General features: G+C 43.4%; 15 protein-coding genes. 14 read left to right on the plus strand and 1 reads right to left on the minus strand.

Annotation, left to right across the window (positions count from 1 at the left end):
• Positions 1–20: 20 nt before the first annotated feature.
• Positions 21–485 (plus strand): 6,7-dimethyl-8-ribityllumazine synthase, encoded by a 465-nt coding sequence (ribH, locus tag PUN35_RS02940; protein WP_003223915.1) that lies wholly within the window; start codon positions 21–23, stop codon positions 483–485.
• Between the two features lie 112 nt (positions 486–597).
• The gene (gene ribT, locus PUN35_RS02945) at positions 598–972 is read left to right on the plus strand and encodes a GNAT family N-acetyltransferase RibT (RefSeq protein WP_003223910.1); all 375 of its coding nucleotides are present in this window, start codon (positions 598–600) and stop codon (positions 970–972) included.
• A 13-nt stretch (positions 973–985) separates the two neighbouring features.
• Here ribT and PUN35_RS02950 read toward each other — a convergent pair whose 3' ends face one another.
• Entirely contained in the window at positions 986–1510 is a 525-nt protein-coding gene (locus tag PUN35_RS02950) for a DUF309 domain-containing protein (protein ID WP_014480159.1), read from the minus strand.
• A 279-nt stretch (positions 1511–1789) separates the two neighbouring features.
• On the opposite strand from PUN35_RS02950, the gene scpA reads away from it, so the two are divergent.
• From scpA to resE, 12 genes are all read left to right on the plus strand, one after another.
• The gene (gene scpA, locus PUN35_RS02955; protein ID WP_014477220.1) at positions 1790–2545 is read left to right on the plus strand and encodes a segregation/condensation protein A; all 756 of its coding nucleotides are present in this window, start codon (positions 1790–1792) and stop codon (positions 2543–2545) included.
• Positions 2535–3128: an SMC-Scp complex subunit ScpB gene (gene scpB / locus PUN35_RS02960; protein ID WP_014480158.1), complete on the plus strand. Its 594-nt coding sequence runs from the start codon at positions 2535–2537 to the stop codon at positions 3126–3128. The genes scpA and scpB overlap by 11 nt, the downstream gene beginning before the upstream one ends.
• 54 nt (positions 3129–3182) lie before the next feature.
• Positions 3183–3722, plus strand: coding sequence for a YpuI family protein (locus tag PUN35_RS02965; RefSeq protein WP_014477219.1), 540 nt, complete (start codon positions 3183–3185; stop codon positions 3720–3722).
• Positions 3723–3844: 122 nt separating this feature from the next.
• Entirely contained in the window at positions 3845–4993 is a 1149-nt protein-coding gene (gene dacB / locus PUN35_RS02970; protein WP_014480157.1) for a D-alanyl-D-alanine carboxypeptidase DacB, read from the plus strand.
• Positions 4981–5571: a spore maturation protein SpmA gene (gene spmA, locus PUN35_RS02975; protein ID WP_004398980.1), complete on the plus strand. Its 591-nt coding sequence runs from the start codon at positions 4981–4983 to the stop codon at positions 5569–5571. The genes dacB and spmA overlap by 13 nt, the downstream gene beginning before the upstream one ends.
• A 4-nt stretch (positions 5572–5575) precedes the next feature.
• Positions 5576–6112: a spore maturation protein SpmB gene (gene spmB / locus PUN35_RS02980; protein WP_003230509.1), complete on the plus strand. Its 537-nt coding sequence runs from the start codon at positions 5576–5578 to the stop codon at positions 6110–6112.
• A 91-nt stretch (positions 6113–6203) separates the two neighbouring features.
• Positions 6204–6938: a 23S rRNA pseudouridine(2605) synthase RluB gene (gene rluB / locus PUN35_RS02985; RefSeq protein ID WP_004398815.1), complete on the plus strand. Its 735-nt coding sequence runs from the start codon at positions 6204–6206 to the stop codon at positions 6936–6938.
• A 94-nt stretch (positions 6939–7032) separates the two neighbouring features.
• Entirely contained in the window at positions 7033–7572 is a 540-nt protein-coding gene (gene resA, locus PUN35_RS02990) for a thiol-disulfide oxidoreductase ResA (protein WP_014480156.1), read from the plus strand.
• Complete coding sequence (gene resB, locus PUN35_RS02995; protein ID WP_014480155.1) at positions 7569–9197, plus strand: cytochrome c biogenesis protein ResB; 1629 nt, start codon at positions 7569–7571, stop codon at positions 9195–9197. The genes resA and resB overlap by 4 nt, the downstream gene beginning before the upstream one ends.
• A 19-nt stretch (positions 9198–9216) precedes the next feature.
• Positions 9217–10392, plus strand: a complete 1176-nt coding sequence (gene resC, locus PUN35_RS03000; RefSeq protein WP_014480154.1) for a cytochrome c biogenesis protein ResC — start codon at positions 9217–9219, stop codon at positions 10390–10392.
• Between the two features lie 80 nt (positions 10393–10472).
• Entirely contained in the window at positions 10473–11195 is a 723-nt protein-coding gene (gene resD, locus PUN35_RS03005) for a DNA-binding response regulator ResD (protein ID WP_003246107.1), read from the plus strand.
• Complete coding sequence (gene resE / locus PUN35_RS03010; protein WP_014480153.1) at positions 11192–12961, plus strand: sensor histidine kinase ResE; 1770 nt, start codon at positions 11192–11194, stop codon at positions 12959–12961. The genes resD and resE overlap by 4 nt, the downstream gene beginning before the upstream one ends.
• The last annotated feature ends 133 nt before the right edge of the window (positions 12962–13094 follow it).

The following is a 13094-nucleotide window of genomic DNA, read 5'->3' on the forward strand; positions in this document are numbered from 1 at the left end:
CAAAAAAGGATGGGAATCATATGAATATCATACAAGGAAATTTAGTTGGTACAGGTCTTAAAATCGGAATCGTAGTAGGAAGATTTAATGATTTTATTACGAGCAAGCTGCTGAGCGGAGCAGAAGATGCGCTGCTCAGACATGGCGTAGACACAAATGACATTGATGTGGCTTGGGTTCCAGGCGCATTTGAAATACCGTTTGCTGCGAAAAAAATGGCGGAAACAAAAAAATATGATGCTATTATCACATTGGGCACTGTCATCAGAGGCGCAACGACACATTACGATTATGTCTGCAATGAAGCTGCAAAAGGCATCGCGCAAGCAGCAAACACTACTGGTGTACCTGTCATCTTTGGAATTGTAACAACTGAAAACATCGAACAGGCTATCGAGCGTGCCGGCACAAAAGCGGGCAATAAAGGTGTAGATTGTGCTGTTTCTGCCATTGAAATGGCAAATTTAAACCGCTCATTTGAATAATTTGCTGAAAACAGTTTAAAAATATGGCGAAAATGATATAATGTGAGAAAACGGATCACCTATTCGTATCCGTTAATAGCAGACTGGACATTTTGGATATAGAGGGGTTTTTATGTTAATTCGTTATAAAAAATCGTTTGAAAAGATTGCGATGGGGCTTCTTTCGTTTATGCCGAATGAAAAAGACCTTAAGCAGCTTCAGCAGACAATTAAGGACTACGAAACGGATACAGACCGCCAGCTCTTTCTTTGGAAAGAGGACGAGGATATCGTCGGAGCAATCGGAGTCGAAAAAAAGGATTCTGAGGTTGAGATCCGGCATATCAGTGTGAATCCTTCTCATCGCCATCAAGGAATCGGAAAACAGATGATGGATGCTTTAAAGCATTTATTCAAAACGCAAGTACTGGTTCCAAATGAATTAACGCAGAGCTTTTTCGAACGTTGTCAAGGTCAGCAGGATCAAGACATTTCATACAATAATTAAGCAGAGGCTGTCATCAGCCTCTGCTTTTTTTTCTGCGTTCTATTTCTTTTTCACGTTCACGGATGACGTCAGTCCGATCCCGCAAACGGTGTTTGTCGATCAGAAATATGTTCCTGAGTGCACTGGACTGCCCCCATGTATACTTTTTTTTCCTGCATTCGATCCTGCATGCTTCCTCCAGTTTCTCATCTTTGATTGGCAGCATAATGCTTTTATAGGCAGAGCCCGTTTCGATTTGTTCGTAAACCGATTGCATAAGCTCGAGCAAACGGCCATGATCAAGCCCTAAGTCTTCGACTGCCCGGTGTTCTGCTTTGAGAATTCGGATGCTGTTTGCCATCAGTCTTTTTGCCCCGGCTGTATTCTGCCTTCTGTGATGATATAAAGCAACTGCAAGCTGAATAAAGCCGACCCAATAGCGTTTTCGTTTCTTTGGCGGATCTTCCTTCCAATATTCTTCTAATATTTCATGGCATTCAAAATAATCCCGTGTCGCGTGAAACTCAACGAGATAATCTATATAAGCTTTCGGATACAAGGTGTTTCCTCCTTTAATGTGCTTTTAGTGTACCATAGAAGGGATAAAAGGAAAAAAGAACGCTCGGCCTCTATTGCTTCTTAGAAGGAAAACCAGAAGCTAAGGCTTTTTCTCCCGCTTCTGCGCTCCGAGCAAACACCTCTCGTGTTTTGAATATTCTGTACAAACTTGTTCAAAACAGGAAATGAAATAGTATTGGACGAGAGCTTTTTGGTGGCTTATACTATAGGGTAGCCAGTTTTTCCGGCAATGAGAGTGATACTTGAAAATGGTGAGATGATGGAAGAATATCAAGTGAAAATTGATACGTTTGAGGGCCCATTGGACCTGCTGCTTCATTTAATCAATCGTCTTGAAATTGACATATATGATATACCTGTGGCGAAGATCACTGAACAATATTTATTATATGTACATACGATGCGTGTGCTTGAGCTCGATATGGCCAGCGAGTATTTGGTTATGGCTGCCACGCTGCTCAGCATTAAAAGCAGAATGCTGCTCCCGAAGCAAGAGGAGGAGCTTTTTGAAGATGAATTACTTGAAGAAGAAGATCCGCGGGAGGAACTGATTGAAAAGCTGATTGAGTATCGAAAATATAAAGATGCGGCGAAGGATTTAAAAGAACGGGAAGAAGAAAGACAAAAATCGTTCACGAAACCGCCGAGTGATTTGAGTGAATATGCAAAAGAAGTAAAACAGTCTGAGCAAAAGCTCTCTGTCACGGTCTATGATATGATCGGAGCTTTTCAAAAAGTGCTGAAACGCAAAAAAATAAACAGGCCGATGGAAACAACAATTACAAGACAGGACATACCAATCGAAGCCAGAATGAACGAAATCGTGCACAGCTTGAAATCTAGAGGAACGAGAATCAACTTTATGGATCTGTTTCCATATGAGCAAAAAGAACATTTAGTAGTGACCTTTCTAGCTGTTCTCGAGCTGATGAAAAATCAGCTGGTCCTCATTGAACAGGAGCACAATTTTTCAGATATTTACATTACGGGGAGTGAATCCATTCATGGGGCTTGATATCGTGAATTGGAAAGCTATTGTGGAAGCCCTTCTTTATGCGGCAGGCGATGAAGGGCTTACAAAAAAGCAGCTGTTAACAGTGCTTGAAATCGAAGAGCCTGAACTGAACACGATCATGGCGGATGTGGCGGACGAATACCGCGAAGATACACGAGGGATTGAACTTATTGAGTATGCAGATACGTACATGCTCTCTACCAAAAAAGACTTTGCGCCTTACTTGAAAAAACTGATTGAAGTGCCGTCAAAGGGCCTTTCTCAAGCATCTTTAGAAGTACTGGCCATTGTTTCATACAAACAGCCAATTACGAGAGCAGAAATTGAAGAAATCAGAGGAGTAAAATCAGAGCGGATTTTACACAGTCTTGTCGCGAAGGCGCTATTGTGTGAAGTAGGGCGTGCCGATGGTCCGGGGCGGGCCATTTTATACGGTACTACGCCGACTTTTCTTGAACAATTCGGTCTGAAAACGCTGGACGAGCTTCCGCCGCTGCCTGAAAATGCGGAAGAAGACGTTCTTCAAGAAGAAGCAGATTTATTTTTTGAAAACTTTAACCAAACCTTCGAAGATATAAAATAGAAGTTTAATGAATCGCGCTTTTTCATCATCATAAGATATAAGGAAGAAGCTATCATGAAAGAAGCAAAATGTGAGAGACAAAGACATGAGGGGAAGATACCAAACGAAATGGGACATTCGATTGTGCGAGCGCAGACTCAAAAAACAGGCGAATTCTTATCAATGGTTGTCAATACCGTGAACGATTACCTAAATCAAACGACGCTTGAGTCCTTACAGGCTGAATTGCCTATTGAAAAAGGATACTGCTGTGATGTGCTGAGCACTCTGAGAAGAATGGCAGTATTTTGTGAAGGAGGCGCAGAAGCGTGCCGCCGTCTCCTGATGCAGGAGCCTTTTCAGGAAGCCAGAGCGGAAAAAACACTTTATAATGTGTATCACCAATGCATTGAAGAGTTCTTTATGCCGAAAAAAGACACGTGGTGTGAAAATAGCCGGGCGTCTTATACCGGGGTCAGCGCAATTGAGTTTTATCATGCTGTTCCTGCGTCGCTTGAGCAATTATTATTGCCGTTGAGCGCGGCCTTTCTGAAGATGAGGGAAGAGCTGGCTCATTACGAAGCGTCCGGATCAAGCATGGCGCCAATCAGATAACGTTTACTCTCCCTTTTTCAGGGAGAGTTTTTTTATGTTTGCTTCCAGAAATATAATTGTTATTCATAACTGATGGACATGCGCATAAACTTGTACAAACCACCACAAGGACGTGAGCAAACATGCGCATTTTCAAAAAAGCAGTATTCGTGATCATGATTTCTTTTCTTATTGCAACCGTAAATGTGAATACAGCACATGCTGCTATAGATGTCAGTGCAAAAAGCGCGATCATTATTGACGGTGCGTCAGGCAGAGTGTTATATGCCAAGGATGAGCATCAAAAAAGGCGGATCGCGAGCATCACAAAAATTATGACCGCCGTCCTCGCCATCGAATCCGGCAAAATGGATCAAACGGTGACGGTTTCGGCAAATGCTGTCAGAACAGAAGGCTCCGCCATTTATTTAACAGAAGGTCAAAAAGTGAAGCTAAAAGATCTTGTGTATGGCCTGATGCTAAGATCAGGAAACGACGCCGCTGTCGCGATTGCTGAGCATGTCGGTGGGAGCCTCGATGGGTTTGTTTATATGATGAATCAAAAAGCCGAGCAGCTTGGTATGAAAAACACCCGTTTTCAAAACCCGCACGGATTGGACGACCATGAAAATCATTATTCAACAGCCTATGACATGGCCATTTTAACTAAGTATGCTATGAAGCTGAAAGACTATCAAAAGATTTCAGGCACAAAAATATACAAAGCGGAAACGATGGAAAGCGTATGGAAAAACAAAAATAAACTGCTGACCATGCTATATCCGTACAGCACAGGAGGAAAAACAGGCTATACAAAACTTGCAAAACGGACACTGGTCTCTACGGCTTCAAAGGACGGCATTGACCTGATAGCCGTCACCATTAATGACCCTAATGATTGGGATGACCATATGAAGATGTTTAACTATGTGTTTGAGCATTATCAAACCTATTTAATTGCAAAAAAAGGGGATATTCCAAAGCTGAAAGGCACATTTTATGAATCGAAGGCTTTTATCAAACGTGATATCACCTATTTGCTGACTGAAGAGGAAAAAGAAGATGTGAAAATTAATACCACACTGCTCAAGCCGAAAAAAGCATGGGAAAAAGATGCCTCGAAAATCCCTGACATCGTAGGGCACATGGAGATCATGTTCAACGATGCAACCATCGCAAAAGTGCCGATCTATTATGAAAATGAGCGGCATCAAAAACCGAAGAAACAATTTTTTGAAACGTTTAAATCAATCTTTCTGAATGCGGCAGGCGGAGCAAAATGGTCAATATAATTTGGGTCAGTTTAACCGTGATCGGACTCGTTTTTGCGATGTGCAACGGAACTCTGCAAGATGTAAATGAAGCCGTGTTTAAGGGTGCGAAAGAAGCGATTACGATTTCATTTGGATTGATGAGCGTGCTTGTTTTCTGGCTTGGCTTAATGAAAATCGCCGAGCAGTCAGGTCTTTTGGATATTTTCAGCCGGATGTGCAGGCCTTTTATATCTAAACTGTTCCCTGATATACCGCCGGATCACCCGGCGATGGGCTATATTTTATCTAATCTTATGGCGAATTTCTTCGGCCTCGGAAATGCAGCAACTCCGCTTGGCATTAAAGCAATGGAACAAATGAAAAAGCTGAACGGAAACCGATCGGAAGCAAGCCGGTCAATGATTACTTTTTTAGCTGTTAATACGTCCTGCATCACACTCATCCCGACAACGGTGATCGCTGTCCGAATGGCTTATTCCTCCAAAACGCCGACAGATATCGTCGGGCCAAGCATTTTGGCAACGCTTATTTCCGGAATCGGTGCCATTATCATTGATCGGTATTTTTATTACCGCCGCAAAAAGAAGGGAAGGTGAGCGGATGGAAATCATCAACTGGCTGTCTTTAGCCATGATTCCAATCATTATTGCCGGAATTCTTCTTTATGGAACGATCAAAAAGGTTCCGACATATGAATCGTTTGTCGAAGGTGGGAAAGAGGGGATAGAAATTGCCTTTTCCATTATCCCCTATTTAGTCGGAATGCTTGTCGCTATAACTGTTTTCAGATCATCAGGCGCGCTTGATTTTATAATGGATCTTTTAAAACCGGCTTTCTCCGCTATCGGCATTCCTGCTGAAGTAGTGCCGCTTGCTCTGATCCGCCCGATCTCCGGTACGGCCGCTCTCGGAATGACGACCGATTTAATTGCAGTATACGGGCCCGATTCCTTTATCGGCAGGCTGGCTTCCGTCATGCAGGGATCTACAGATACAACGCTTTACGTACTGACTGTGTATTTCGGAGCAGTCGGCATTAAAAAAATGGGTGATGCATTAAAGGTGGGACTTCTTGCAGATTTAATCGGCGTAGTTGCATCTATCATCATCGTTACGTTATTATTTGGGAGCGCCTGAAAACGGCGTTTTTTTTAGATTTGGCATAGGAATTTGAAAAAGCTTGTTTGTTAAGGTTGAAAAAAGTAAGATAATACTTGAGGTGAAAGACATGGAAAGACTGCAAAAAGTGATTGCTCATGCCGGAGTTGCGTCGCGCAGAAAGGCAGAAGAGCTGATTAAAGAAGGAAAAGTAAAGGTGAATGGCAAAGTAGTAACAGAGCTAGGTGTTAAGGTCACCGGTTCTGATCAGATTGAGGTAAACGGGTTAAAGGTTGAACGCGAAGAGCCGGTTTACTTTCTCTTATATAAACCAAGAGGCGTTATTTCCGCAGCGCAAGATGATAAAGGACGCAAAGTGGTGACGGACTTTTTTAAAAATATTCCGCAGCGCATTTATCCGATTGGGCGTCTGGACTATGATACGAGCGGTCTTTTGCTTTTAACCAATGACGGCGAATTCGCCAATAAGCTGATGCACCCTAAGTATGAAATAGACAAAACATACGTGGCGAAGGTGAAAGGAATCCCGCCTAAAGAGCTGCTCAGAAAGCTGGAGCGCGGAATTAGGCTGGAAGAAGGCAAAACAGCGCCTGCTAAAGCGAAGCTGCTGTCCTTGGATAAGAAAAAGCAGACAAGCATTATTCAGCTGACGATCCATGAGGGACGCAACAGACAGGTGCGCCGCATGTTTGAAGCGATCGGACATGAGGTAATCAAGCTGAAGCGTGAGGAATACGCGTTTTTAAACCTGCGAGGCCTGCACACGGGCGATGCCAGAGAGCTTACGCCTCACGAAGTAAAAAGGCTCAGAGCACTGGCGGATCACGGTAAAAACGCTTTCTAAATTTCACATAACCTTCAAAAAGTAAGAAATGTGAAATGAACGTGCAATGATATAATTGAATGGATCTGCAATAGGGGGAAGGGGGCAGTGGACAATGAAGAAAAAAAGGCGTTTATTCATTCGGACCGGCATCCTTCTCGTTTTAATCTGCGCACTCGGCTATACCATTTACAACGCTGTATTTGCCGGCAAAGAGAGTATATCCGAAGGGTCCGACGCACCGAATTTTGTCCTTGAGGATACGAATGGGAAACGTATCGAGCTCAGTGACTTAAAAGGGAAAGGTGTTTTTTTGAATTTCTGGGGTACATGGTGTGAACCGTGCAAAAAAGAGTTTCCTTATATGGCAAACCAATATAAGCATTTTAAAAGCCAAGGTGTTGAAATTGTCGCTGTAAATGTTGGGGAGTCAAAGATAGCAGTACATAATTTTATGAAATCCTACGGAGTCAATTTCCCGGTTGTTCTGGATACAGATCGCCAAGTGCTTGATGCCTATGACGTATCTCCGCTTCCGACAACCTTTTTGATCAATCCGGAAGGAAAAGTTGTCAAGGTGGTGACCGGCACTATGACAGAAAGCATGATACACGAATATATGAATCTCATAAAACCCGGAGAGACTTCGGGATGAAGCAAGTCAAATGTGAATGCGGACATATAAACCCGGTCGGAACCGTTTTATGCGAATCGTGCGGAAGAGCTCTTCAGGAAACTCAACCTCCGCTCGCTGATATGAGATATGACGGAAGCGCAAGACGTTCGCAAACCTATAACAAAACGATCATCGATAAAATTTGGAATTTCTTTTCCTCGGTTAAGGTGGGAATATGGCTTATCGTCATAACCCTTGCCGCATCAGCGTTCGGCACCATTTTTCCCCAGGAAGCCTATCTGCCTCCGGGCGCACAGGCTGATACTTATTACAAGGAGCAGTACGGCACGTTCGGCCAGCTTTATTATTTGCTCGGGTTTCATCATTTATATGGTTCTTGGTGGTATTTGCTGCTCATTGCCTCGATCGGCATTTCACTCGTGATTTGCAGCCTTGATCGGGTCATTCCGTTGTACAGAGCGTTAAAAAACCAAGGCGTCAGAAGGAGCCCAGCTTTTTTAAGAAGGCAGCGCTTGTTCAGTGAAACAGTTACTGTACTGAACGGGGAATCGAAAGAAAAGATAGTTGCTCTATTAAAGAAAAAACATTATAGAATCAGAGAAAAAGAGGGCAGCATTCTTGCTGAAAAAGGACGCTTTTCCCGCTGGGGCCCGTATGTCAACCATATTGGATTGATCATCTTTTTGATTGGTGCGATGCTGAGATTTGTGCCTGGCATGTACGTCGATGAGACGCTTTGGGTCAGAGAAGGCGAAACCGCCGCAATTCCGGGTACAGACGGAAAATATTATTTGAAAAACAATCAATTCAGCGTAGAGACCTATAACAGCAAAACAGAAAAAAAGGTATTTGCAGATGCCATTGACAGAGTCGGGGACGGTAGAGTGGCAAAGAACTTTCAAACCGATGCCGTACTCTACAAGAGAGAAGGAAAAATTGTTTATGGCGAGAAGCCGAAGCTGAAAAAAGTAACAGAAGAAGACATCCGTGTCAATCAGCCGCTGCGTTTTGATTCTTTTTCCGTTTACCAGGTGGATTACAAAGAGAATCAGCTTGACCAAATGGTGTTCCAGCTGATTGATAAAAAAACAAAAAAATCCTTTGGGAGCCTGAAGATCAACCTTCTGGATCCAGATTCGGTCTATGATCTTGGCAACGGTTACAAGGTGGAAATCGCCAGCTACCTGCCTGACTTCTATTTTAATCAGGACGGAGAGCCGAGCACAAAAACAAAGATCCCTAACAATCCGGCTTTTGTCTTTAATATTATAACGCCGGACAAACCGAAAGGCGAAAAGAGCTTTGTCGCCATCCAAGAAACCATCGAAGGATCAGACAATAATAAATACAAGCTGAAATTTGACCATGTCGAAACGAAAAACATTACTGGACTTACAGTCAGAAAGGATCTGACACTCTGGGTGCTTGCTGTCGGCGGAGCCATTTTTATGATCGGTGTTATTCAAGGTATGTACTGGCAGCATCGAAGAATTTGGCTGCACTCACAGGACGGTGCAGTTATGGTAGCGGGGCATACCAATAAAAACTGGTTTGGCCTGAAGAAGGATTTAGCATTTATATTGGCTGATTCCGGACTGACTGAACCGGTGGACCAAAAAGAATTAATCAAAACACAGAAATAGGCGAAAAGGGAGTGATGTCATGGCAGAGCTGAGCGGAAATTTTCTTTATGCGGCCTTTCTTGTGTATTTAATCGCTGTCCCGATCTTCGGCGGGGCCATACGCGGGAATAAAGATAAAAAGGGCAGGCCAAACCGATGGGCCAACATTGGAATCACTCTTTCTATTGTCGGTTTTTTCTGCCACCTTGGATATTTCATCACAAGGTGGGCTGCCAGCGGCCATGCGCCGGTCAGCAATATGTTTGAATTCACCACCGCTTTTGGCATGATGCTTGTTTTGGCGTTTATCATTCTTTATTTTCTCTATAGATTGCCTTCATTAGGCCTGTTTACGCTGTCAATTGCTTTATTGCTGATTGCCTACGCCAGCATGTTTCCGACAGATATCTCGCCTTTAATTCCTTCGCTCCAAAGCAACTGGCTGTATATTCATGTAACAACGGCCGCGCTTGGGCAAGCTATACTTGCCATCAGCTTTGTCGCTGGTGTCATCTTTCTTTTGAAGCATGTAGACCAGACAAAGCCAAGCAAAAAGACCTTCTGGCTTGAAGCGATTATGTTTATCCTGGTCACAACCGTCGCCTTTATTGCAATCACATCAGCATTTCGTCTTGCAGGCTATGAAGCGGAGTTTAACTGGGTGGACAAAAGTAAAGAAAAAGGCGTGATGGTGTACGAAATGCCCGCGCTTGTCGGTCCGCATCAGGGAGAGCTTTTGACCGAAGGAAGAATGAAACCGCTTGTTGATCTTCCCGCGCTTTTCTCAGGCAGAAAAGTGAACACTGTCATTTGGTCATTTGGAGCAGGTCTTGTGTTGTATGGGGCTCTCCGTCTGATCATCAGAAAAAGAATCAGCGCTCTATTACATCCGCTGGTGAAAAACGTCAATCTTGATCTGGTGGATGAGGTTGGGTACAGGGCCGTATCAATCGGATTTCCGATCTTTACACTCGGCGCGCTGATCTTTGCAATGATTTGGGCTCAGCTTGCGTGGACCAGGTTTTGGGGCTGGGACCCTAAGGAAGTATGGGCGCTGATCACATTTTTGTTCTATGCCGCTTACTTGCATTTAAGACTGTCAAGAGGCTGGCACGGTGAGAAGTCAGCATGGCTGGCCGTAATCGGTTTTGCTATTATTATGTTTAATTTAATATTCGTAAATCTTGTGCTTGCCGGACTTCATTCTTATGCATAGTCCTTTGAAAGCGACACAGTTCTCAAACTTTCTCGCGATTTGATAAAATGAAAGTAACAGAAGGAAAGCAGGGGGAAAACATGGACCAAACGAACGAAACAAAAATATTAGTAGTTGATGACGAAGCCAGAATTCGCCGCCTTTTAAGAATGTATCTTGAACGTGAAAATTATGCTATAGATGAAGCTGAAAATGGTGATGAAGCCATTGCCAAAGGGCTTGAAGCCAATTATGACTTAATTTTGCTTGATCTGATGATGCCGGGGACTGATGGAATTGAAGTGTGCCGGCAAATTCGTGAAAAAAAAGCGACACCCATTATTATGCTGACCGCAAAAGGAGAAGAAGCAAATCGGGTGCAGGGGTTTGAAGCGGGAACAGATGATTATATTGTTAAGCCGTTCAGCCCGAGAGAAGTCGTGCTGCGTGTAAAGGCCCTTTTGAGAAGAGCATCCCAAACCTCTTATTTCAATGCCAATACACCGACGAAAAATGTGCTCGTGTTTTCACATCTGTCAATAGACCATGATGCTCACCGCGTAACAGCTGATGGAACAGAAGTGAGCCTGACGCCAAAAGAGTATGAGCTTCTATATTTCTTAGCGAAAACGCCTGACAAGGTGTATGATCGGGAAAAGCTTCTGAAAGAAGTGTGGCAATATGAGTTTTTTGGTGATTTACGGACAGTGGACACTCACGTCAAACGTTTGAGAGAGAAGCTGAACAAGGTATCTCCGGAAGCTGCGAAAAAAATTGTCACAGTATGGGGTGTAGGTTATAAATTTGAGGTCGGCGCTGAATGAAATTTTGGAAAAGCGTAGTAGGCAAGCTGTGGTTTACGATCCTTTCACTCGTCTTGATCGTATTGTTCATTTTAACGGTTCTTTTGCTGGAGTTTATTGAAAACTACCATGTGGAAGAAGCTGAGAATGATTTAACACAGCTTGCGAATAAAGTTGCTGTCATCCTAGAAAATCACGAGGACCAGGCACTGGCAAGGTCAATCACTTGGGAGCTCGCTGATAACTTAACAAGCATTGCCATCATCCAGGATGAGAAGAACCACTGGTATTCTCCGAATGATAAAAATCGCCTGTCGTCTATAACGGTTGAGCAAATACAGCATGACAAAGACTTAAATAAAGCTCTCCAAGACCATAAAAAAGTAAGCAAACGGACGGGACTGAGCGATACAGACACGGATAATGAACGCCTGATTGTAGGTGTCCCGTATGAAAAAGACGGAAAGAAAGGCATGGTCTTTTTATCCCAGTCTTTGCTTGCCGTTAAAGATACAACAAAACATACGACCCGCTATATTTTTCTTGCCGCTGGAATTGCGATTGTGCTGACCACATTTTTCGCATTCTTTTTATCAAGCAGGGTCACGTACCCTCTCCGAAAAATGAGAGAAGGTGCGCAGGATTTGGCGAAGGGCAAGTTCGATACAAAAATCCCGATTTTAACTCAGGATGAAATCGGTGAACTGGCGACCGCTTTTAATCAAATGGGCCGGCAGCTTAACTTTCATATCAATGCGCTCAATCAAGAAAAAGAGCAGCTTTCTAACATTTTGAGCAGTATGGCTGACGGGGTTATTACCATTAATATTGACGGTACGATTCTTGTGACCAACCCGCCGGCTGAACGTTTTCTTCAGGCTTGGTATTATGAACAGAACATGAATATCAAAGAAGGCGACAACCTTCCGCCTGAAGCAAAAGAGCTGTTTCAAAACGCTGTTAGCACTGAAAAAGAACAAATGATTGAGATGACGCTTCAAGGCAGATCATGGGTGCTTTTGATGTCGCCGCTTTATGCGGAATCGCACGTCAGAGGAGCGGTTGCCGTACTGCGTGACATGACAGAAGAACGCCGCCTTGATAAGCTGCGGGAGGACTTTATCGCAAATGTCAGTCATGAGCTGAGAACACCGATTTCCATGCTTCAGGGATACAGTGAAGCAATTGTCGATGACATTGCAAGCTCTGAAGAAGACCGGAAAGAAATTGCCCAAATCATTTATGACGAATCACTCCGAATGGGCCGTTTAGTTAATGATTTGCTTGATTTAGCCCGAATGGAATCAGGCCATACAGGCTTACATTATGAAAAAATCAATGTGAATGAGTTTTTAGAAAAGATCATTCGGAAGTTTTCCGGTGTTGCGAAAGAAAAAAATATTGCTTTACAAAATGACATTTCTCTCACAGAAGAGGAATTTATGCTTGATGAAGACAAGATGGAGCAGGTATTTACCAATTTGATTGATAACGCGCTGCGGCATACTTCATCCGGTGGCAGTGTCTCCATTTCAGTCCATTCTGTGAAGGATGGATTGAAAATTGATATCAAAGACTCCGGGTCCGGCATACCGGAAGAAGATCTGCCATTTATCTTTGAGCGGTTTTATAAGGCAGATAAAGCGCGGACAAGGGGCAGAGCAGGAACCGGGTTAGGGCTGGCTATCGTTAAAAATATCGTGGAAGCCCACAACGGCTCAATCACTGTGCACAGCCGAATAGATAAAGGAACAACATTTACTTTTTATATTCCGACAAAACGGTAAAATCGAGTCTGAATTTGCCGAAGAATCTTGTTCCATAAGAAACACCCGCTGACTGAGCGGGTGTTTTTTTAATAGCCAACATTAATAAAATTTAAGGATATGTTAATATAAATTCCCTTCCAAATTCCAGTTA

This window comes from Bacillus sp. N3378-2at (genome assembly GCF_033412715.1).
In the GTDB taxonomy this organism is placed as follows: domain Bacteria; phylum Bacillota; class Bacilli; order Bacillales; family Bacillaceae; genus Bacillus; species Bacillus subtilis.